At 66.3% G+C, this 18,103-nt stretch carries 16 protein-coding genes and 2 pseudogenes; 6 read left to right on the top strand and 12 right to left on the bottom strand.

Annotation, left to right across the window (positions count from 1 at the left end; translation table 11 throughout):
* Nucleotides 1-19: 19 nt before the first annotated feature.
* The 8 genes from ABLE93_RS24925 to ABLE93_RS24890 all read right to left on the bottom strand — a co-directional run bounded on the left by ABLE93_RS24925 (nucleotide 20) and on the right by ABLE93_RS24890 (nucleotide 8,272).
* Entirely contained in the window at nucleotides 20-862 is an 843-nt protein-coding gene (locus ABLE93_RS24925) for a triphosphoribosyl-dephospho-CoA synthase (RefSeq protein ID WP_348842393.1), read from the bottom strand.
* 33 nt (nucleotides 863-895) lie between these two features.
* On the bottom strand, nucleotides 896-2,032 hold the full coding sequence (locus tag ABLE93_RS24920; protein WP_348842392.1) for an ATP-grasp domain-containing protein: 1,137 nt from the start codon (nucleotides 2,030-2,032) through the stop codon (nucleotides 896-898).
* A 122-nt stretch (nucleotides 2,033-2,154) separates the two neighbouring features.
* Nucleotides 2,155-3,135, bottom strand: a complete 981-nt coding sequence (locus ABLE93_RS24915) for a beta-ribofuranosylaminobenzene 5'-phosphate synthase family protein (protein WP_348842391.1) — start codon at nucleotides 3,133-3,135, stop codon at nucleotides 2,155-2,157.
* Nucleotides 3,136-3,142: 7 nt separating this feature from the next.
* Nucleotides 3,143-3,577 carry an HIT family protein gene (locus ABLE93_RS24910; RefSeq protein WP_348842390.1) on the bottom strand — a complete coding sequence of 145 codons (435 nt, stop codon included), beginning with the start codon at nucleotides 3,575-3,577 and terminating at the stop codon, nucleotides 3,143-3,145.
* A 79-nt stretch (nucleotides 3,578-3,656) separates the two neighbouring features.
* Nucleotides 3,657-4,517: a phosphate ABC transporter ATP-binding protein PstB gene (gene pstB / locus ABLE93_RS24905; RefSeq protein ID WP_348842389.1), complete on the bottom strand. Its 861-nt coding sequence runs from the start codon at nucleotides 4,515-4,517 to the stop codon at nucleotides 3,657-3,659.
* Nucleotides 4,518-4,610: 93 nt separating this feature from the next.
* Complete coding sequence (locus ABLE93_RS24900) at nucleotides 4,611-5,450, bottom strand: transglutaminase family protein (protein ID WP_348842388.1); 840 nt, start codon at nucleotides 5,448-5,450, stop codon at nucleotides 4,611-4,613.
* Between the two features lie 81 nt (nucleotides 5,451-5,531).
* Nucleotides 5,532-6,482: an alpha-E domain-containing protein gene (locus ABLE93_RS24895; RefSeq protein ID WP_348842387.1), complete on the bottom strand. Its 951-nt coding sequence runs from the start codon at nucleotides 6,480-6,482 to the stop codon at nucleotides 5,532-5,534.
* A 374-nt stretch (nucleotides 6,483-6,856) separates the two neighbouring features.
* Nucleotides 6,857-8,272 (bottom strand): circularly permuted type 2 ATP-grasp protein, encoded by a 1,416-nt coding sequence (locus ABLE93_RS24890; RefSeq protein ID WP_348842386.1) that lies wholly within the window; start codon nucleotides 8,270-8,272, stop codon nucleotides 6,857-6,859.
* Between the two features lie 171 nt (nucleotides 8,273-8,443).
* On the opposite strand from ABLE93_RS24890, the gene ABLE93_RS24885 reads away from it, so the two are divergent.
* Nucleotides 8,444-9,196 (top strand): competence/damage-inducible protein A, encoded by a 753-nt coding sequence (locus ABLE93_RS24885; protein ID WP_348842385.1) that lies wholly within the window; start codon nucleotides 8,444-8,446, stop codon nucleotides 9,194-9,196.
* Between the two features lie 28 nt (nucleotides 9,197-9,224).
* Here the strand turns inward: ABLE93_RS24885 and ABLE93_RS24880 are convergent, their stop codons facing one another.
* From ABLE93_RS24880 to ABLE93_RS24870, 3 genes are all read right to left on the bottom strand, one after another.
* Nucleotides 9,225-9,500, bottom strand: a complete 276-nt coding sequence (locus ABLE93_RS24880; protein ID WP_348842384.1) for a hypothetical protein — start codon at nucleotides 9,498-9,500, stop codon at nucleotides 9,225-9,227.
* A gap of 46 nt (nucleotides 9,501-9,546) precedes the next feature.
* Complete coding sequence (locus ABLE93_RS24875) at nucleotides 9,547-10,578, bottom strand: NAD-dependent epimerase (RefSeq protein WP_348842405.1); 1,032 nt, start codon at nucleotides 10,576-10,578, stop codon at nucleotides 9,547-9,549.
* Between the two features lie 1,256 nt (nucleotides 10,579-11,834).
* Nucleotides 11,835-12,227, bottom strand: coding sequence for a hypothetical protein (locus ABLE93_RS24870; protein ID WP_348842383.1), 393 nt, complete (start codon nucleotides 12,225-12,227; stop codon nucleotides 11,835-11,837).
* Between the two features lie 329 nt (nucleotides 12,228-12,556).
* On the opposite strand from ABLE93_RS24870, the gene ABLE93_RS24865 reads away from it, so the two are divergent.
* Entirely contained in the window at nucleotides 12,557-12,775 is a 219-nt protein-coding gene (locus ABLE93_RS24865) for a helix-turn-helix domain-containing protein (protein WP_348842382.1), read from the top strand.
* 1,404 nt (nucleotides 12,776-14,179) lie between these two features.
* Here ABLE93_RS24865 and ABLE93_RS24860 read toward each other — a convergent pair.
* Nucleotides 14,180-14,407: a helix-turn-helix domain-containing protein gene (locus ABLE93_RS24860; RefSeq protein WP_348842381.1), complete on the bottom strand. Its 228-nt coding sequence runs from the start codon at nucleotides 14,405-14,407 to the stop codon at nucleotides 14,180-14,182.
* A gap of 214 nt (nucleotides 14,408-14,621) precedes the next feature.
* Here ABLE93_RS24860 and ABLE93_RS24855 point away from each other — a divergent pair, with 214 nt between their 5' ends.
* The 4 genes and pseudogenes from ABLE93_RS24855 to ABLE93_RS24840 all read left to right on the top strand — a co-directional run.
* Nucleotides 14,622-15,866: an MBL fold metallo-hydrolase gene (locus ABLE93_RS24855; protein WP_348842380.1), complete on the top strand. Its 1,245-nt coding sequence runs from the start codon at nucleotides 14,622-14,624 to the stop codon at nucleotides 15,864-15,866.
* Complete coding sequence (locus tag ABLE93_RS24850; protein WP_348842379.1) at nucleotides 15,867-16,760, top strand: hypothetical protein; 894 nt, start codon at nucleotides 15,867-15,869, stop codon at nucleotides 16,758-16,760.
* Between the two features lie 269 nt (nucleotides 16,761-17,029).
* Nucleotides 17,030-17,889: pseudogene (istA, locus tag ABLE93_RS24845) on the top strand (IS21 family transposase); the annotation flags it as partial.
* Between the two features lie 58 nt (nucleotides 17,890-17,947).
* Nucleotides 17,948-18,103, top strand: a pseudogene (locus tag ABLE93_RS24840) (IS256 family transposase); the annotation flags it as partial.

The following is an 18,103-nucleotide window of genomic DNA, read 5'->3' as shown; positions in this document are numbered from 1 at the left end:
GCCAGGCCTCCGCGCGTGGTCAGCGCCCCGTCGTCGCGCTCAGCATCAGGGCGGCGAAGATGCTGGCCACTGTCAGGTCGGCGCTTGTGCCGGGGTTCAGGCCGCGCGCCTTGAGCGCAGCGTCGAAGGCGAGCAGCGCGTCGTGGCGCTCATTCGGCCCAAGGCCGGGAAGCGTGCGGCGCAGGGCCTCGGCCTCGGTACGCACGCGTTCCGCGGTTTCGGAGCCGAACTTGCGGGCGATGTGGCTGTCGGGAAGGGTGGCGAGGAAGGCGAGGTAAGCCTCCTCCACCGGCCCGCGCGCCGTGGGTTCGGCCGCGAGCGGCGGAACGCCCAGCGCGAAAATGTCCGCAAACCCGGTCGTGTACTGGCGGGCGATGCTGTCGCGCGCCGCGGCCAACGCCATGGCGGCGCCGAGGGTGACCTGCGCCGGCTTGTGCACGTCAGCCTCGGTGGCAGCGCCGAGGCCGCCGGGAGAGGCGGCGGCGATGGCGCGGAAGGCCGCGTCGGCATCGGTGCGGTCCAGACCGTCGAGCACTCCGGTGAGCCTGGTCGAAAGGTCGTCCGTGCCGTCCATCTGTGCTGCCGCCGCCAGCGGGGCGCACAGGAGCAGGATGCCGAGATTGGTGTTGCAGCCCGCCGCGGCAAGCGACGCTTCCACCGCCGCCAGCACCCGCGCGCCGACGGGCAGAGCGGTGCGCGCGATGGCGGGCGCCGCCGCGTCCGCCGCGCGCTCGAACTGGGCGGTCTCCATGCCGTGGCCGGCTGCGAAGACATGCACATTGCCGGGCTTGAGCGCCTGAAGCTCGGCGCGGCAGGCGGCGCGGAACGCCGCCGCGACCTCGTCCGATGAGAGCGCGCGCATGGGCGCTCTCTCAGCCGGCGCGGCGCCGCGCCGTCACAGGATCGATTCCGCGACGGGATCGAGCCCGAGGTCGCGCAGCAGGGCGTGGGTGCGCTCGCGCATGCGCGCCTCGGCGATTTCGGCGGTGGGACCGGTGGCGCGCACCGTGCAGAGCGGCGCGCCGCGCATGACGGCGGCCCCGGCCGGCGGGCGGTCGGCCACGTAATCGGGCCATGCATCCTTCGGCACCACGAGATCGCGGCCGGCATAGACGACGCCGGCGGCGTGGGCCTCGGACGGGATGGGCAGGCTCTCCGGCAGGCGCCCGCCGCAAGCGGCGAGGTGCAGGCCGAGCAGGGGCGGCATGGGATCGACGTCGAAGATGTCGAGGGTGGCGCCGAGGCGGGGGTTGACCTCCACCAGGAACCAGCCGTCGGGTCCCACCACGAAATCCATGGAGATGAGGCCCACCAGCCCGCAGGCGAGGGCGATGTTGAGCGCCCCCTGGCACATGGCGGCGCCGAAGGGCTCCGGCAGGGCCACCGGGCCGGCCGCGCCGCCGTAGCGGAACGGATGCTCGGCATCCTTCGCGCGCCACTGGCGCGAGGCGCCGATGAGGCGGGCGGCGCTCCCGTTGGCGAGAAGGAGAACGGACAGCGAGTCGCCCTCCACCTCGCGCTGGAGATAGTGGCCCGCCGACGGCGGCGAGAGGTCTCCAGCCGGCCGGCGCCGAATGTGGGCCCCGCCCGCGCCGCCGATCTTCTTTTCCAGCACCGCTCCGGCGCCGAGCGCGGCCGCCGCGGCGGCATCCACCGCCACCTCGGGGAAGGGGATATGGAGATGCGCGCACAAGGCGGCGAGGGCGAGGGGGTCCTTCAGCACCTGTACGGTCTGGGGGGCGTTGCCGAGGATCGGGTTGCGCTCGGCGATGCGGGCCATGAGCTGGGGGTCGTCCTCGAGCCCTCCGCCGAGCACCACCGGCAGCCCGGCCGGCGCCAGCGAGTGCAGGGCCTGGATCAGATCGTCCCCGTCGAAGGCGGACCCGTTCTTCTTGTGGACGCGCACGCAGCGCGCGGTGTGGGCGCAGGTGTCGAGATCGGCGAACAGATCGAAGGAAAGCGCGGCGAAACCGGCCCGTGCAGCGCTGGCCGCGAGCGGCCGTGCGGAGAGGGCGATGAGGGCAATATCCATGTCTTCCCAGCCTGTTCTGTCCGGCGCCCAGCCGCGCGCCAACCCCCTGGCCCGCAGCAGCCCTTGATCGTGGCGGCCGCCGTCCTCCCGTTCTCGTTCTTGTTTCCGCGCGACGCGACAGCTCACAGGGCGGTCAGTTCGGCGCCCCGGTTGTTTCCCCGCACGCAATCGAAGGTAAGGTTTGTGGACGATGCAAAGCGGCGGCGCAAGGTCCCGGCCAGATCGGCGGCGCGCTCGGCGCCGTCGACAATGGCGAAGCCGGTGGGGCCCCACGAGCTTTGCCCGACCCCTGGAATGCCCTCGGATTCGACCAGCGCCACCGCCTCGGCCACATCCGGGCTGAGGAATCGGCCGCCGCCCTGGGCTGCGGCATAATGGTCGCCGAGCAGGCGCTGCCACAGGCCCACCATGCGGCCGAAACCGTCCGCGTCACCCGCCGCGAGGGCCGGCAGGGCCTCAAGCAGCATGAGGTGGCACAGATGCGCCGCCTGCGCCTCGGGGAAGGGGGGCAGGGCGGCCATGGCCGCGACTTCGGCCGAGCCGCTGAGACCCTCGCGGGCGGCATCGAAGATGAGGAGGATGCGCCAGTCCTCGGGTACGGGCAGGCGGGCGAGAAGCGGCGGGGGCAGCTCGGCCTGCGGCCCCGACATGGCTTTGCCGCCGTCCAGAATAACCCCCCCTGCGGTGAAGGCCTCCATGCCGATGGCGGACCTGCGTCCGCGCCCCAGGAGCTCGGCGACGGCGCGCGGGGACAGGTCGCTCCCGGAAAGGCGGGCGACCGCCATGCCGACCGCGAGGGCCAGCTGGGTGCCGGAGCCGAGGCCGCCGTGAGCCGGCAAAGCGGCATCCACCTCTATGGCGAAGTTGCCGCCGACGTCGAGCGCGGCGCGGATCGTGTCCCGCGCGCGGGCGGCGCGCGGACTGTCGGGGCCTGAGGCGCTGTCGGCCTCCGCCCGCCGCACGGTGACTTCCGTGGCCGGACGATCGAGGGCGATGCCGAGGCTGCCAAAGCGCCGCCCCAGCGTGCCGCCGAGATCGAGAAAGCCGAGGTGCAGCCGCGCGGGGGCGCGGATCCGGATGCCCGCCGCGTCGCGGAACGGCACCGGCGGCTCAGCCGGCGAGGGCGGCGCGCAGCCGCTGGGCGTGCTCGGCGAGCACCTCGGGCTTCTCCATGGCGCTGGCCGGCGGCTTCATGGGCTCGCCCGAATGGCGCGGGATGACGTGGACGTGGAGATGGAACACCACCTGCCCGCCGGCCTCCTCATTGAACTGCTGGATGGTGATGCCATCCGCCGCGAACGCGGCCTTGGCGGCGATGGCCACTTTCTTCGCGACCGTCGCCACATGGGCGAGATCCTCAGGCGCGATGTCCAGGATGTTGCGCGCCGGCGCGCGGGGGATCACCAGGGTGTGGCCGGGGCAGCGGGGCATGATGTCGAGGAACGCAATGACCTTGTCGTCCTCATACACCGTGTGCGCGGGCAGTTCGCCGCGGAGGATGCGGGCGAAGATGTTCTGGGGATCGTAAGCCGGCGTTGCGGTCATGCGCGTGTCTCCCGTGCGTCGAGGGAGCAGATCGCAAAGCGGGGGCGGGGGGTCAAGCCCGGCGCCGCGTGCGTACCCCTCAGCCGAAGCGGCCGGTGATGTAATTCTGCGTCCGCCGGTCACGCGGATGGGTGAACAGCTCTTCGGTGGGGCCGAACTCCACCAGCTCGCCGAGATACATGAAGCCGGTGAAGTCCGAGACGCGGGCGGCCTGCTGCAGATTGTGGGTGACGATGGCGAAGGTGTAGCGGGCCTTCAACTCCTCGATGGTCTCCTCGATCCGCGCCGTGGTGATGGGGTCGAGGGCCGAGCAGGGCTCGTCGAGCAGGATCAGCTCCGGCCGCAGGGCGATGGTTCGGGCGATGCAGAGCCGCTGCTGCTGGCCGCCGGACAGACCGAGGCCGCTCTGGGGGAGGATGTCCTTCACCTCATCCCACAGCGCCGCTTGCCGCAGCGCCTCCTCCACCCGCACATGGAGGTCGGCCTCGGTCAGGTCCTCGTTGAGGCGCAGGCCGATGGCGACATTGTCGTAGATCGACATGGGGAAGGGCGTCGGCTTCTGGAACACCATTCCGATGCGGGCGCGGAGCGCCGCGGGGTCCATGGCGTGGCCGAGAATGTTCACGCCATCAAGCAGCACCTCGCCCTCCACCTTCTGGTCGGGGTAGAGCTCGTACATGCGGTTGAAGACCCGCAGCAGCGTGGACTTGCCGCAGCCCGACGGGCCGATGAAGGCGGTGACGCACTTTTCGCGCAGGTCCACCCACACGTCGCGCAGGGCGATCTGCGTGCCGTAATAGAAATTGAGGTGGCGGGCCGACAGCTTGACCCGCGCCGTTGCCGCGGACGCCCCGCCGGCATCGGGTTCGGCAGGGCCGGCGCCCGATGCGGGTGCGCGCGGGGACGGGATCGGCGTCGACGTCGGCGTGCGGATGGACATGGCGGGGCCGTCCTCAGATGGGCCAACGCCACATCTTCTAGCCGGTCTCGCGCGTCCCGTCCTTGCGCCATGTCAGGCCGGCGCGGCGAACGCTCAGCTCTGGGTCTGGCTCTGGGCCTGCGAGGCCCGCTGCGGCGCGCGGCCGTCGAGGGCGCTGACGCGCTCCTCCACATCGAGCCCCGTGCTGCGCAGGGGCTGCACGCCCACCGCATCGAGCCCCACGGCAAGGCGGACGTAATTCTCCGTGCCGCAGAGGTTGCGGCCGGGATCAAAGGAGATCCAGCCGATCTTGGGCACATGGGCCTCGGCCCAGTGGCGCGCCTCGCCCTCGCCTTCCTCGCCGCCCTCGGGGGCGACGTAGCCGGAGATATGGCGGGCGGGCAGGCCGAGATGGCGGGCCGCCGCCGTATAGACATGGGCGATGCCCCCGGCGCAGGCCTTGGCCGCCTTCAGCGCCGCATCGGCGCTCAGGGGGTCGCCCATGGCGGGGCCGGGCTGCTCCTCGATGCGCTCGTGGAGCGCGATCATCAGCTGATGCAGCCGGGCCAGGGGATCACTCGCCGGGGCGTCAAGGCTCTCGGCGAGCTCGATCACCGCCGCCGTCGGCTCGGTCAGGTCGGTCTGGCGCAGGAACAGGGAGGGCGGAAAGCGCTCCACCGTGCCGCGCACGATGCCGGTGGTGTCCTGCGTTTCCACCTCGCCCTCGGCGACGACGGTGAGGTGGTCGGCCGGGCCGTCCACGGAGAAGGTGTGGCAGACGTTGCCGAACGCGTCCTCCTGCGGATGCAGGCGGCAGTCGGAGGTGAGGTCCAGCGCCCAGCGGATGATGAACTGGCCCTCATGGGCGCGCGGCGTCAGGCGCACCGTGACGGCCATGTTCCTCGTGCCGGGCTCGAAGCGCTGGGTGATCTCGTGGCGGATGCGGATGCGCATGGGGGGTCTCGGGCGTTCTCGCGGGCCGTCCTTGGCGAGGGCGGTTCGGTCGTCGGGCGGGCGGACGCCGCGTCCGCCGCCTCAGGTCAGATACTGCTCGGCGATCTCCGCGCCCAGCTTGTTGTTGTCGGAGATGAAGTCCGTGATGAACTCGTGCAGCCCGGTCTGGAAGATGTCGTCGATCGTCCGGTTGGTCAGGCGCGCCAGCATGGAGCGGGCGAGCCGCTGGGACGGACCCTGCCGACCATACAGCGAGGCGATGTCGTCGAGATTACGGGCGAGCGAATCGTAGCACGCCGCCAGCGAGCGCGGCATCTGCCGGTTGAGGATGAGCAGGTCGGCCACGAGCCAGGGCTTCACGCTGTCGCGGTAGACCCAATGGAACGCGGTGAGCGCCGATACCGACCGCAGGATGGACGCCCACTGGAAATAGTCGAGCGGACCGCCCACGTGCTCCTTGTCGGGCAGGAGCACGTGATACTTCACGTCGAGGATGCGGGCGGTGTTGTCGGCGCGCTCCAGCTGGGCGCCGGAGCGGGCGAACCAGTAGCCGTCGTTGCGCAGCATGGTGCGGAAGGTCGCCCCGTCGAACCTGAGCGAGGTCTCCTTCACGAAGGCGAGGAAGCGCGACAGCTCGTCCCGCGTCAACGCCCGGTTGGGAAAGTTGCGAAGGTCGATCCAGGCGGAATTGATGACGTCCCACATCTCGGAGGTGAGCGCGGTGCGCACCGAGCGGGCGTTGGTGCGCGCCACCTCGAAGCAGTTGCGGATGGAGGAGGAATTCTCCGCCTCGAAGGCCAGGAAGGAGACGACGTTCTCCTCCTTTGCCTCCTCCAGCGGTCCGTAGCGGGCGACGAAATCCTCGGCACAGCCGGCGGTGAGCACGGCGGAGCCCCATTCGTTGGTGGAGCCGCCGTAGGTCACGGGCGTGTAGGCGAGGCGCTGGGACACGTCGAGAATGCGCGCCAGGCAGTCGGCGCGTTCGACGTAGCGGGTCAGCCAGTAGAGGTTGTCGGCAGTGCGGGAAAGCATGGGGAGCCCGTTGCGGAAGGAGAGGTTGCGAGGCGCGGTGGAGCCGCGCTCAGGCGTCCTGCACCCGGATGATGTGGCGCATCCGGGGGCGGGTCATGCGTCGGCGGAGCCGGGCGGCGCGCCGGCTTCCGCCGCAGCGGGGGAGAAAGCCGGGGCGCCTGCGCGTCGCATGCCCGCTGCATGGGCCGGGGCGCCCATGCGGCCGTGATCCATAGCTTGAGCGTCCAAGCTCATGCGTCGAGAACCCATCGCTTGAGCGTTCGCGCTCATGCGTCGAGAACCCATAGCTTGAGCGTTCGCGCTCATGCGTCGAGAACCCATAGCTTGAGCGTTCGCGCTCATGCGTCGAGAACCCATAGCTTGAGCGTTCGCGCTCATGCGTCGAGAACCCAGGTGTCCTTGGTGCCGCCACCCTGGCTGGAATTGACCACGAGCGAGCCCTCCTTCATGGCGACGCGGGTGAGGCCGCCCGGCACGATACGCACCTTGTCCGACCCGGAGAGGATGAACGGGCGCAGATCCACATGGCGAGGCGCGATGCCCTTCTCCACCAGGGTGGGGCAGGTGGAGAGGGCCAGGGTCGGCTGGGCGATGAAATTGGACGGGTCCGCGATGAGCTTCTCGCGGAACTTCTCGATCTGCGCCTTGTCGGCGGCGGGGCCCACCAGCATGCCGTAGCCGCCGGAGCCGTGCACTTCCTTCACCACCAGCTCGGCCAGATGCTCCAGCACGTATTTGAGGTGGTCTTCCTCGCGGCAGCGCCAGGTGGGCACGTTGGGCAGGAGCGGCTCCTCGCCGAGATAAAAGCGGATGATGTCCGGCATGTAGGAATAGACCGCCTTGTCGTCGGCCACGCCGGTGCCCACCGCGTTGGTGAGGGTGACGTTGCCGGCCTGATAGGCGCTCATGAGCCCGGGCACGCCGAGCACGCTGTCGCGGCGGAAGGCGAGGGGGTCGATGAAGTCGTCGTCGAGGCGGCGGTAGATCACGTCCACCCGCTTCGGCCCCTCGGTGGTGCGCATGAACACCACCCCGTCCTTCACGAACAGGTCGCGCCCTTCAACGAGGTCCACGCCCAGCTTGTCGGCGAGGAAGGAGTGCTCGTAATAGGCCGAGTTGTAGATGCCGGGGGTGAGGATGACCACGTTGGGCTCGTTCCCGCTCTGGGGCGAGAGCGAGCGCAAGGTGGCGAGGAGGTCGTCGGCGTAATTCTCCACCGGCGCCACCTTGTGCATGGAGAACAGCTCCGGGAACAGGCGGAGCATGATCTCCCGGTTCTCCAGCATGTAGGAGACGCCGGAGGGCGTGCGCGCATTGTCCTCCAGCACATAGAAGGTGTCCGGGTCGGTGCGGACGATGTCGATGCCGGCGATGTGGACGTAGAGGTCGTGTGGCACCCGCTGGCCGTTCATCTCCGGGCGGAAGGCGGGGTTCTGGTAGACGAGGTTCTCCGGCACGACGCCCGCCTTGAGCACCTCGCGCTTGGAATAGACGTCCTTGATGTACATGTTCAGCGCCTTGACGCGCTGCTCGAGGCCGCGCGACAGGCGGCCCCATTCGTCCTTGGTGATGATGCGCGGCACGATGTCGAACGGGATCAGCCGTTCCTGCGCATTCTGCTCGCCGTAGACGGCGAAGGTGATGCCGATTCGGCGGAAGATGAATTCCGCTTCCTTGCGGCGGTGGTCCAGCACATCCTGAGGCACCTCGGCAAGCCAGCGCTTGAGGGTCTCGTAGGCGGGCCGCACGGCCCCGTCGGTACTGGACATTTCGTCGAACGCATGCCGCATTGGGACCGTCACTCCGCGCCCTCGGGGAAGCTCCCCTCGAACTTAACAAACATCGTGCCAAAGAAGTGATAAACGGGAAAGCGCAGTGAAGGTGCCGCTCACGCTTTCTGGGTGGCGAGAAAATGGGCAACCGCAGGGTCGTTGATGTCGGCTAGGGCAGAGGTTCGGGAAATGGACGAGGCAGACGACGCGCATTCGGTCACGGCTGCGGTGATCGTGATCGGCGACGAGGTCCTCTCGGGCCTGACCAAGGACAAGAACATCGGGCATATCGCCGAGCGACTCACCGACGTGGGCATCGACCTGCGCGAGGTTCGCATCGTGGCCGATGTGGAGGACGACATCGTCGCCGCGGTGAATGCGCTGCGGCCCCGCTTCACCTACGTCTTTACCACCGGCGGCATCGGCCCGACCCACGACGACATCACGGCGGACTCGGTCGCCAAAGCGTTCGGCGTCTCCATCGACGTGGACCCGCGCGCCCGCGCCATGCTGCTCGAATACATCGCCGAGAAGGATCTGAACGAGGCGCGCCTGCGCATGGCGCGCATTCCGCACGGCGCGAGCCTGGTGGTGAACGAGGTATCCAAGGCGCCTGGGTTCCGCATCGAGAACGTCATCGTCATGGCCGGCGTGCCGCGCATCATGCAGGCCATGCTGGAGGCCGTGCTGCCGGAGCTGGAGAAGGGCCGTCCCATGCTCTCGCGCACCATCCTCGCCGAGGCGAAGGAAGGCGACATCGCCGCCCCGCTGCGCAAGATCGCCGAGGCCTATCCCAAGGCCATCATCGGCTCCTACCCGTTCCGCGACGAGACCGACGGCCGCTACAAGACCAATCTCGTGGTCCGCGCCCGCGAGCCCGAGTTGCTCGCCGCCGCGGGCGATGCGGTGGCGGCAATGGTCGAGGCGAGCCGGCAGGGCTGAGCCCAGGCGCGCCTGTGGCGTGCGGATGCTAGCGGCCGGCGGGTACCATTTCGAGCCGCTTCACCATCACGCCCGGGCGACCTGTCGGCGCGAAGTCGCGAACGATGATCGTGCTCAGAGGGGAAATATAACCTTCCCACACGTAGGACCTGCTTCCATCCGCCCTCAATTCAGGTTCCGGGACCTTGGGGAGGCGAAGCGCCTTCGTTGCTTCGGCACGAAAGGCGTCGACGTCCGGCACCGGGGCCACGATCGCACATGACGTTGGACGGCCCTTCGCCCTCGACATTTCGTCGATCATCATGTCCCGCTTTGGTCGTGGCCGCGCAAGGGCTCTGGTTCGATAATTCCTAAGCCGCGACGATCTCGCCCAGCCAGACGTCGCGGTACCACGTGGCGAAGCGGTCGATGCCTTCCTTCAGCGGCGTGCGGGGCGCGAAATCCACCGCAGCGGCGAGGCTCTCCACGTCCGCGAAGGTGGCCGGCACGTCGCCCGGCTGCATGGGCTGGAAGTCCAGCTCCGCCTTGCGTCCGAGCGCCTCCTCAATATGGCCGATGAGCGCCATAAGTGGCTCGGGGCTGTGGTTGCCCACATTGTAGATCCGGTAGGGCGCGTTCGACGTGGCGGGATCGGGCGCCGCGCCGGTCCAGGCGGGATCCGGCGCGGCCGGGCGGGGCAGCAGGGCCACGACGGCATCCACCACGTCATCGATGAAGGTGAAGTCGCGCTGCATATCGCCGTTGTTGAACACCTTGATGGGCCGGCCATGCCAGATGGCGTCGGTGAACAGGAACACGGCCATGTCCGGCCGCCCCCACGGGCCGTAAACCGTGAACAGGCGCAGCCCGCTCACCGGCAGGCGGTAGAGATGAGCGTAGGAATGCGCCATCAGCTCGTTGGCCTTCTTGGTGGCGGCGTAGAGGCTGATGGGGTGGTCCACATTCTGCTCGACCCGGAACGGCAGGTCGGTGTTGGCGCCGTAGACCGAGGAGGACGAGGCGTAGACGAGATGCGCGACGTTCGTCCGGCGGCAGCCTTCCAGCACGTTGGCGAAGCCGACGAGGTTGGAGTCGATGTAGCTCTCGGGGTGATCGATGGAATAGCGCACCCCCGCCTGGGCGGCGAGGTGGACCACATAAGCGGGGCGGTGGCGGGCGAAGAGCTCGGCCACGGCAGGGCGGTCGGCCAGCGTCAGGCGCTCGAAGCGGAAGCTGGGGTGAGCGAGGAGCCGGGCAAGACGGGCCTCCTTGAGGCGCACGTCATAATAGGCGTTGAGATCGTCGATGCCGATGACGGCATACCCCATGGCCAGGAACCGCTCGGCGACGGCAGCGCCAATGAAGCCGGCCGCGCCGGTGACGAAGATCGGGTCTGTGGGCAAGGTCAAGAACGGTCCTCGGACAGGTGACGCCGGACAGCGGAAGGTTCGTCTGAAACGCGCGCCTTTTTAGATCAGAGGGCCCGATGAATCAACGCGAGCGTATTAGCGCCCTTGGGATTGACGATGACCCCTAGATAGCGACTGTTTTGGCGCTCGTCGGGAAAACACGACCCCCGATGGCTTCACCGGCTTGGGACTTGGCTCATGCGCTTGTCTTGGCGGTACAGGAGGGTGTGCGCACGAGCCCCTCCTGAAAATCGCGCGAGCTTGGCCGCAAAGGGACGTGCCGCGGTCGGCACTCCGATCTTGTGGAAACAGCAAACCGATCGAAGCTTAACCCCATCCCGGGAAAGAGATTCTGAAGCCAGAGGCGAGAATTTAAAGAATCTCGCGTGCCGCTCTAAAGGCCGCAGTGAGAGTTAGACAAATAACATAGGTTAAACCTACCGATAAGATGCCTCACAAGCCTTATGCTCGCCTGGCTCGGTCCGGTGCGAGCCAGCAGGTGAGCGACAATGGCCGAGGCTGGTCGCTGCAGCGATAGTCGGTGATGGCTCTTAGGGGGCCCGAAACCTGCGAGATCATCTAGAATCACACATTCCGTCACGCCCCGCTCCCACCGCCTAACGACCGCAGCTCAGCGGAGTCTCTTGAAGCCTAGCCTCACCCAGGGCCCAGAGGCGCAATCTTCCCTGTTCTGTTGGGAATCTGCAGCGCATTTTGGAATGGTATTCGCAGTTGGCGAATTTTGGGCAGGGTCAGAGCTCTGCTGCGGCAAACTTTTTTTGCATATTCCCTCCGCCAGGGAGCAGGGATTAATTTGCCCGATGGCATTGAGGTTAGGGAATTTAAAATGAACTGCCACCGAGCAGAGCCGGAGGCGTCCACCACTGCGATTCAGGCATTGCGCGTGTGCGCCGGGCCACAATTCAGCACCGGCAGATCATTGCGCGCTAGGTAGTAGAAGGCCGCGCCGGAAGGAGACAAATGCGCTCACGTCTTGGCGCCACCTCTCGTGCAGCGGGGGATTGGGGGGCAGTTGGGTGTTCCGGTCCGTCGGTTCAGAATGCGGGCTGCCTGCCGAGCTATCCCGAACCGTTCAGTATCGGGAGAAGGGAGCCCTTGCCCAAGTGCGTCGCTCGCGCAGTACACAGGCCTAGGGGGCTGCGCGCTTGGGGTAGGGCCGGATCGTCAGAAGGAGCACCGGTGCCCGATAGAGGGTATCAAGGTAATCAAATACTTGGGCCATGAGCGCATCAGCCGACGCCGTGGGTGCGGTTAGCTCGAGCAAGGCGCAAGGCTTCGTCTGCAGCGCGGACCGTAGCGAGTGCCGCCAGGATGCCGCCCCACGCCACCACTGTACTACATACTCGCTCCGCGAGGGCCGTGTCGGGGCTGGTGAAGGTGAGCGAGCGGGCCGAGCCGATCAGCCGGCCGAATTCCACGCCGTTACGCTTCAGGACGTAGCCGGAGGGGTCGCGCTTCGCGGTATAGTTGGCGGCGATCCCGGCCGCGACCTTCTCGGCAGCGACGATGCGCTCCAGCGCGTTGAGGCGCTCGATGTCATGGGAGCGTTTGCGAGCTGCATAGGCATCGCGGACCTCGGGTGCGTTCCGGTAGCGCGCCGCCGTCGAACGAGCCGCCGTCAAGGCGAGCTCGGCGCGGCGAAGGACTTCGGCCCGGTCCGAGCCCCGCTCTACGGGCACATAGCGCTGCAGTACCTCCCATGGCGTAACCGGGGCGTTGCGTGCCTCGTGCCAAGCTTGTCGCAAGTGGGCCGCGAAGGCCGGCCGTCTGTAAGGCGCCATGGATTGCCGCAGAAGCTCCCAAGCGCGGCGCATGATCACGGAGAGGTTGAAAGAGGGCATTGCCACTGCCGTTGTTGCTAGATCGTAACGTCGATACGATAGCTGCAACCGATGATAGACATCAACACAAATCGTAACGAGGTTATGACTTGCTGCCAGTCCAATGCAGAATGGCCCGCACCGCGCTCGACCTGGGGGTTCGGGACCTCGCCGAAATGGCGAGGGTTTCTCCTGATACGATTGCGCGCCTAGAAAGAGGTGAAGCGCTCCGCGAAAAGACTGTGGCCACGATCCGCGCCGCGCTGGAGAGATCTGGAATCATATTTATAGCGGAAGGAGAAGTCGCCACAGACGGCGGCCCGGGCGTGCGATTGGCCCGGCGGAACTAACGTCCCCGCGAATCTCTAGGGCTTCCGTCGGAGGGGCGCCACGCAATCGCGACGCCGCAGCGAATCGTAAAGTAATTTCTGAACGTTAGCGGTTCACGTTGGCATCACTGTCAGCGCGCGAGCGATGTCGGTTCAACCTAATCTGCAATGCGATCCGTGAGGTCAAGGGCAGCCACAATCCCACATTGTAGGGGGTGTTGTTCGGCGGCAGAGGCAGAAGCTATGGCAAGGCAATAGTTATTGCGTTATTTCTCTGCTCGCCGTCGCGGTTGTCGAAATTACCATGTTTTTGCTTGAGTAAGTGCGCCTCGTGGGCCCAGTGCTCCGAACGTGGCGCATCGTCTGCAAGGTCGAGAGGGAGCATCCGTTTCGCTCTCAACGACTGCGTCGCATCTGATCCGCGCCGTGGCGGGAGTAGATGGGCGAGCCCGGCGCCCATTCCCGCGCGGTGCGCCCGGCGAGCCTTCGCTCTGCGGAAATTTCCACTATAGATTGTTCGCTCATCCCCGCACGCCATGTGTGGCGCACACAAAGCGGGTGCCAGGCCCCTAACTTTAGCCGCCGTGCTCACCCTTACACCTTGGCGCTATTTCGCCTCATGACCCGTTTGGGTGATGACGTAGTCCTGCCGCTCCAGCAAAATGAGAGCGTTGACGGATCGATTGGAGGACAGACATGCGCATCGGTTGGGTCATTGTATGCGCCGTCGTGCTTGTATCGAGCTTGCTTTATATAGTATTGTATTGGTAGTGACACAACAAGTTTGCCCAAGCCCTGACAGTTCGGGCGGGCAGGCGCCGGGCGGCTCTGCTAAAGGATGCCGCCCGGCCTGCCCTCGCTACAAGCCGCCTCACACGCGCGGGACATCGGATCCAGCGACGCAGTCAGCCGATGGGTGCGGTAGTTGCGTTTCTGTAGGGCGAGGTCCTCGCCTCCCATGGGCAAGTGCCCTCCCGCAGGTTGATGCCATTTTTGTTCCTTGGCAACGGACGATTGCTGACTTTGTGGTACATGTTAACGCTTGCGCCCTTCCCCGATAGAGCCATTCAGCTTGCTTAAGGCCGATCCAAACCGCTGCGGCCGGGTACTCTGCAATTAGGGTCGGCGCCGACACATGACGCCGACACCTTGATACTGCACGTTTGGAGATATCTGCCGAAGATCATGATGAGACCCGGGGGGCGGACCGCGAGGGCCTGCCGTAGGCTTGAGGCCATCGCATCGGTCGGCTCGACGGCCGTGTGTCGGCATTTGCGCCGGTGGTCGCCCAGGCGCTGCATTTTTTGTCGCGCTCACGCGCCGCAGTTGTATTTCTTAAATTACGAAACGTTAGTTTGCTTGATCGCCTGAATTTCGCTTTGTATATTGAAATATTTGTGAAGATCATATTGCAGTGTCTGAAATCTATTCGGTGATGTCGCTCTTTGATTTGTCGAGTAAGTTTGCGGCCGATATTCCAAGCGCCCGCGCGATTTGATCCACGACATCGATGCTAGCGCTATATACGCAGCGCTCAAGGGAGCTGATGTAAGTTCGGTCGATCCCTGCCCGGTGCGCCAACTCTTCCTGTGACAAGCCCTTCGCCTGCCTCAGTGCTCTCAGATTGCGGGCGAACACCTCTCGGATCTCCATGCCCGAGAGAGCTAGCCCTTGAAGAGTATTTTACCACGGAGTATACTCAACATCCATATCACCGTGCCGGCGGGGGTCCCCTCTTGTTTCGAGCCTTTTCCTTCAGGGCCAACGGTCGAATCCGATCTGCACGCTTGGAGCGCCACATTCGCTCGGCTCCTGCTCCAGTTCGTTGCGCCGTTGTCCTTAGTCTTTTCGCTCCGGGAGGGGCTACGTGAGGGCGCGTATCCATCGCGGCACGCGGGAGATTGGCGGCACGGCCGTGGAGTTGGAAGCGGAGGGGCGGCGCCTGCTGCTCGACTTTGGTCTCCCGCTCGCGACCACCTCCCACGCCCCAGTCTTGCTGCCGGAGGTGCCAGGTCTTACCGCCCCGGAGCCGTCTCTGCTCGGCGTCGTGCTCTCTCACGGCCATCGTGACCATTGGGGGTTGCTTGGCCATATGGCAAGCAGGCCGCCCCTCTTCATGGGCGCTGGGACCGAGCGCATTCTCGCCGCGGCTTCCTTCTTCATCCCCGACGTGCCGGCTCTCAAGGCCGCCGCTCATCTTCAGGACAATCGTCCCCTCTCCATTGCCCCGTTTACCATCACCCCTCACCTGGTCGATCATTCCGCCTTCGACGCCTATGCACTCACGGTCGACGCTGGCGGTCGACGGCTATTTTACTCCGGTGACATCCGGAGCCACGGCCGCAAGGGCGCCTTGTTCGAACTGCTGGTGGGCCAGCCGCCCAGCGGCATTGACGTGATGCTCATGGAGGGATCCAGCCTCGGCCGGCTCGATGAAGAGGCTCGCTTTCCGACCGAGGCGGAGATTGAGGTGGAGCTGGCGGAGGTCATCCGCCGCACGCCGGGCATGGTCCTGGTGGCAGCCTCGGCTCAAAACATCGACCGGGTGGTCACGATCTTTCGGGCGGCAAAGCGCAACGGCCGCACGCTGGTGGTCGACCTCTACGCCGCCGAGATGCTCCACGCCACTGCAAAGGGCCGGGTTCCCCAGACCTCGTGGCCCGACGTGGCGCTGTTTATGCCTTGGCACCAACGCCTCAAGGTGAAGAAAACCGATCGCTTCGATCTGATCGAGCGGCACAAGGCGGGCCGTCTGTTCCCGCGGGACCTCGCGACCCATCCTGAGCGCTATGTCACTCTGTTCCGGGCGAGCCTGCTCGACGATTTGATGAAGGCCGAATGCCTGAACGGCGCGCACGCCGTCTGGTCGCAATGGGCCGGCTATCTCCAGGAGGAAAAGACCGCGGCGCTCGTCGCGACGCTCAAGGCGCAGGGCATCGGCTTCGAGGTTATCCACACCTCGGGCCACGCCTCTGTCCCCGATCTAAAGCGGCTCGCTGCTGCTATTGCGCCGCGGGTTATGGTGCCGATCCACACCTTCGAGGCGGACCGGTTTCCATCCTTGTTCGAGAACGTCGTCGTGCGGCGCGACGGCGAATGGTGGGAGGTATGAATGGCAGAGTTCAGGCGCGGCATCCGCAAGCCGGGCATGATGGAGGCTCTCGCGCACTTGGCAACCCGCCCCGGATGGTGGCGGGACGTACTCCGTGACAAGAGCCTCGTCATCGGCGTCCGAGACGACTATCTCAATGTCTATTGGCGCGGCCAATCCATCTTCAAAGTGGAGATGAAGCAGGGGCACATCGTCACTACCACGCACCCGAAGTACCTGCTGGCCCCCGATCTGTCCGGCCAGGTGACCCTCGACACCGAGACCGGCACCTTCGCACTGGACGGCCTGAACGCCCTGATCCGCACCTATGTACCCGACGGCACGCTGCCCAAGCTGAAGCGGGCCGCTGGCCTGTTTGCAGGGGATGAGAAGGTCGGCGTGCAGGCGATCGTCAATGCCAATGCCAACGTGGTGGATGTCGAGATCGCTTTTCCGGCCGAGGCCGGCAGCCGCAGCGTGCCCCGAATCGACATCGCCACCTTCGAGGACGCCGGGACGAGCGTGAAGCTGATGTTCTGGGAAGCGAAGATGCTAGGCAACCCAGAGTTGCGCACCTCCGGGGAGAAGACAATCGTCCGGCAGATCGAGACCTACCGCACTCGTCTTGGACAACAGGCGGCACCGGTGATCGATAGCTACGCGCTCATCGCCCGCAACCTCGTAGCCCTGGCCCAAATGAGCGACGGCGCGCGGGCTGTGGCACCGGTGGTGCGCAAAGTAGCGGAAGGTGCTGCGCTCACGCTGTCCTCCCCTCCCGATGTCCGCGTGATCGTCTACGGCTTCGACAAAGACCAGCGCGACGGCGCCTGGAAGAAGCTGCTGGCCGACAATGTGGAACAATTCAAGGGCATCGAGATTCTGGCTCGCGGCAATCCGGGGGACATCAGGCTGTAGAGGTCGGGTCACCCGATGCCCGCGATTCCCGCTGCGAAGGCGTGCATGAGTTGCTCGGCGTCCGCCCCGGCCCGGTGCCGGGGTGGGGCGTCTTCCAGAACCGCCATGGCGCGTTCACGGTTCGCATCCGGCAAGCCGTGAAGCAGGGCATGCCAATTGCCTGTGTTTCGGCATGGAAGATTGACCCCGTTGTGAGGGGGATCGGCGTGTAATTTTGACCCCCCTCTTGGCTCATGGTCCGTCGTTTTGTTGCGACGGGCGGGCTGGGGATGAAGGGCGTGGATACGATTGCACGGATCCGGCGCGAGCATTTCGTGCGCGGCAAGTCCATCAAGGAGATCGTGCGGGAGCTGCACGTTTCGCGGAACACGGTGCGCAAGGTGCTGCGGACCGGAGCGACGGCCTTCAGCTACGAACGGGAGGTGCAGCCGCTGCCGCGGATAGGGCCCTGGCGGGAGGCCCTGGATGGGCTGCTCGCCGGCAACGAAGGGAAGCCGGCGCGGGAGCGGCTGACGCTGATCCGCATCTTCGAGGAACTGCGCGGCCGGGGGTATGAGGGCAGCTACGATGCGCTACGCCGCTATGCCAAGGGCTGGCGGCGGGCGCAGGCGACGATGACGGCTGCGGCCTACGTGCCCCTGAGCTTCGCGCCCGGCGAGGCCTACCAGTTCGACTGGAGCCACGAGATTGTCCTGATCAACGGCACCACGGTGTCGGTGCGCGTCGCCCATGTGCGGCTGTGCCATTCGCGGATGCTGTTCGTGCGGGCCTATCCGCGCGAGACGCAGGAGATGGTGTTCGACGCCCACGATGGCAAGCGTGCGCAGCCTGCGTAAACTTGGCGCGGGCCTTCGCCTTCTTCAAGGGCTGTTGCACGCGCGGCATCTACGACAACATGAAGACCGCGGTCGATGCGATCTTCGTGGGCAAGGAGCGGGCTTATAATCGCCGCTTCCTGCAGATGTGCAGCCACTACCTGGTCGATCCCGTTGCCTGCACCCCGGCGTCCGGCTGGGAGAAGGGTCAGGTGGAGAACCAGGTCGGGCTGGTGCGGGAACGCTTCTTCACCCCCCGGCTCCGGGTGAAGAGCTACGACGAGCTGAACGCATGGCTGCTGGACCAGTGCATCGGGGAGTGTCAGGGGTTTCGTGTGGGGGCGGTCATGATGGACCCTATGGAGGTTCCCGATGGCCCGACGCAAAGCCCCCCGTATTCGTGACGAACTGCTGGACCAGTTGCTGGCCGGTGCCGATCCCAAGACGGCCTTCGACACCAATGGCCTGCTCGACGATCTGAAGAAGGCGCTGGCCGAGCGCGCCCTGAACGCCGAGATGGACCATCAC

This window comes from Xanthobacter pollutisoli (assembly GCF_040044995.1).
Taxonomy (GTDB): domain Bacteria; phylum Pseudomonadota; class Alphaproteobacteria; order Rhizobiales; family Xanthobacteraceae; genus Xanthobacter.
This window is presented reverse-complemented; position numbering and strand designations above follow the sequence as displayed.

Excerpts from the sequence above, each read along its gene's own strand:
- ABLE93_RS24920 (WP_348842392.1), bottom strand. The coding sequence starts at position 2,032 with ATGGATATTGCCCTCATCGCCCTCTCCGCACGGCCGCTCGCGGCCAGC.
- ABLE93_RS24860 (WP_348842381.1), bottom strand. The coding sequence starts at position 14,407 with ATGGAGATCCGAGAGGTGTTCGCCCGCAATCTGAGAGCACTGAGGCAG.
- ABLE93_RS24910 (WP_348842390.1), bottom strand. The coding sequence starts at position 3,577 with ATGACCGCAACGCCGGCTTACGATCCCCAGAACATCTTCGCCCGCATC.
- ABLE93_RS24850 (WP_348842379.1), top strand. The coding sequence starts at position 15,867 with ATGGCAGAGTTCAGGCGCGGCATCCGCAAGCCGGGCATGATGGAGGCT.
- ABLE93_RS24890 (WP_348842386.1), bottom strand. The coding sequence starts at position 8,272 with ATGCGGCATGCGTTCGACGAAATGTCCAGTACCGACGGGGCCGTGCGG.
- ABLE93_RS24865 (WP_348842382.1), top strand. The coding sequence starts at position 12,557 with ATGGCCCGCACCGCGCTCGACCTGGGGGTTCGGGACCTCGCCGAAATG.
- ABLE93_RS24925 (WP_348842393.1), bottom strand. The coding sequence starts at position 862 with ATGCGCGCGCTCTCATCGGACGAGGTCGCGGCGGCGTTCCGCGCCGCC.
- ABLE93_RS24900 (WP_348842388.1), bottom strand. The coding sequence starts at position 5,450 with ATGCGCATCCGCATCCGCCACGAGATCACCCAGCGCTTCGAGCCCGGC.
- ABLE93_RS24880 (WP_348842384.1), bottom strand. The coding sequence starts at position 9,500 with ATGATGATCGACGAAATGTCGAGGGCGAAGGGCCGTCCAACGTCATGT.
- ABLE93_RS24895 (WP_348842387.1), bottom strand. The coding sequence starts at position 6,482 with ATGCTTTCCCGCACTGCCGACAACCTCTACTGGCTGACCCGCTACGTC.
- ABLE93_RS24885 (WP_348842385.1), top strand. The coding sequence starts at position 8,444 with ATGGACGAGGCAGACGACGCGCATTCGGTCACGGCTGCGGTGATCGTG.
- pstB (WP_348842389.1), bottom strand. The coding sequence starts at position 4,517 with ATGTCCATCCGCACGCCGACGTCGACGCCGATCCCGTCCCCGCGCGCA.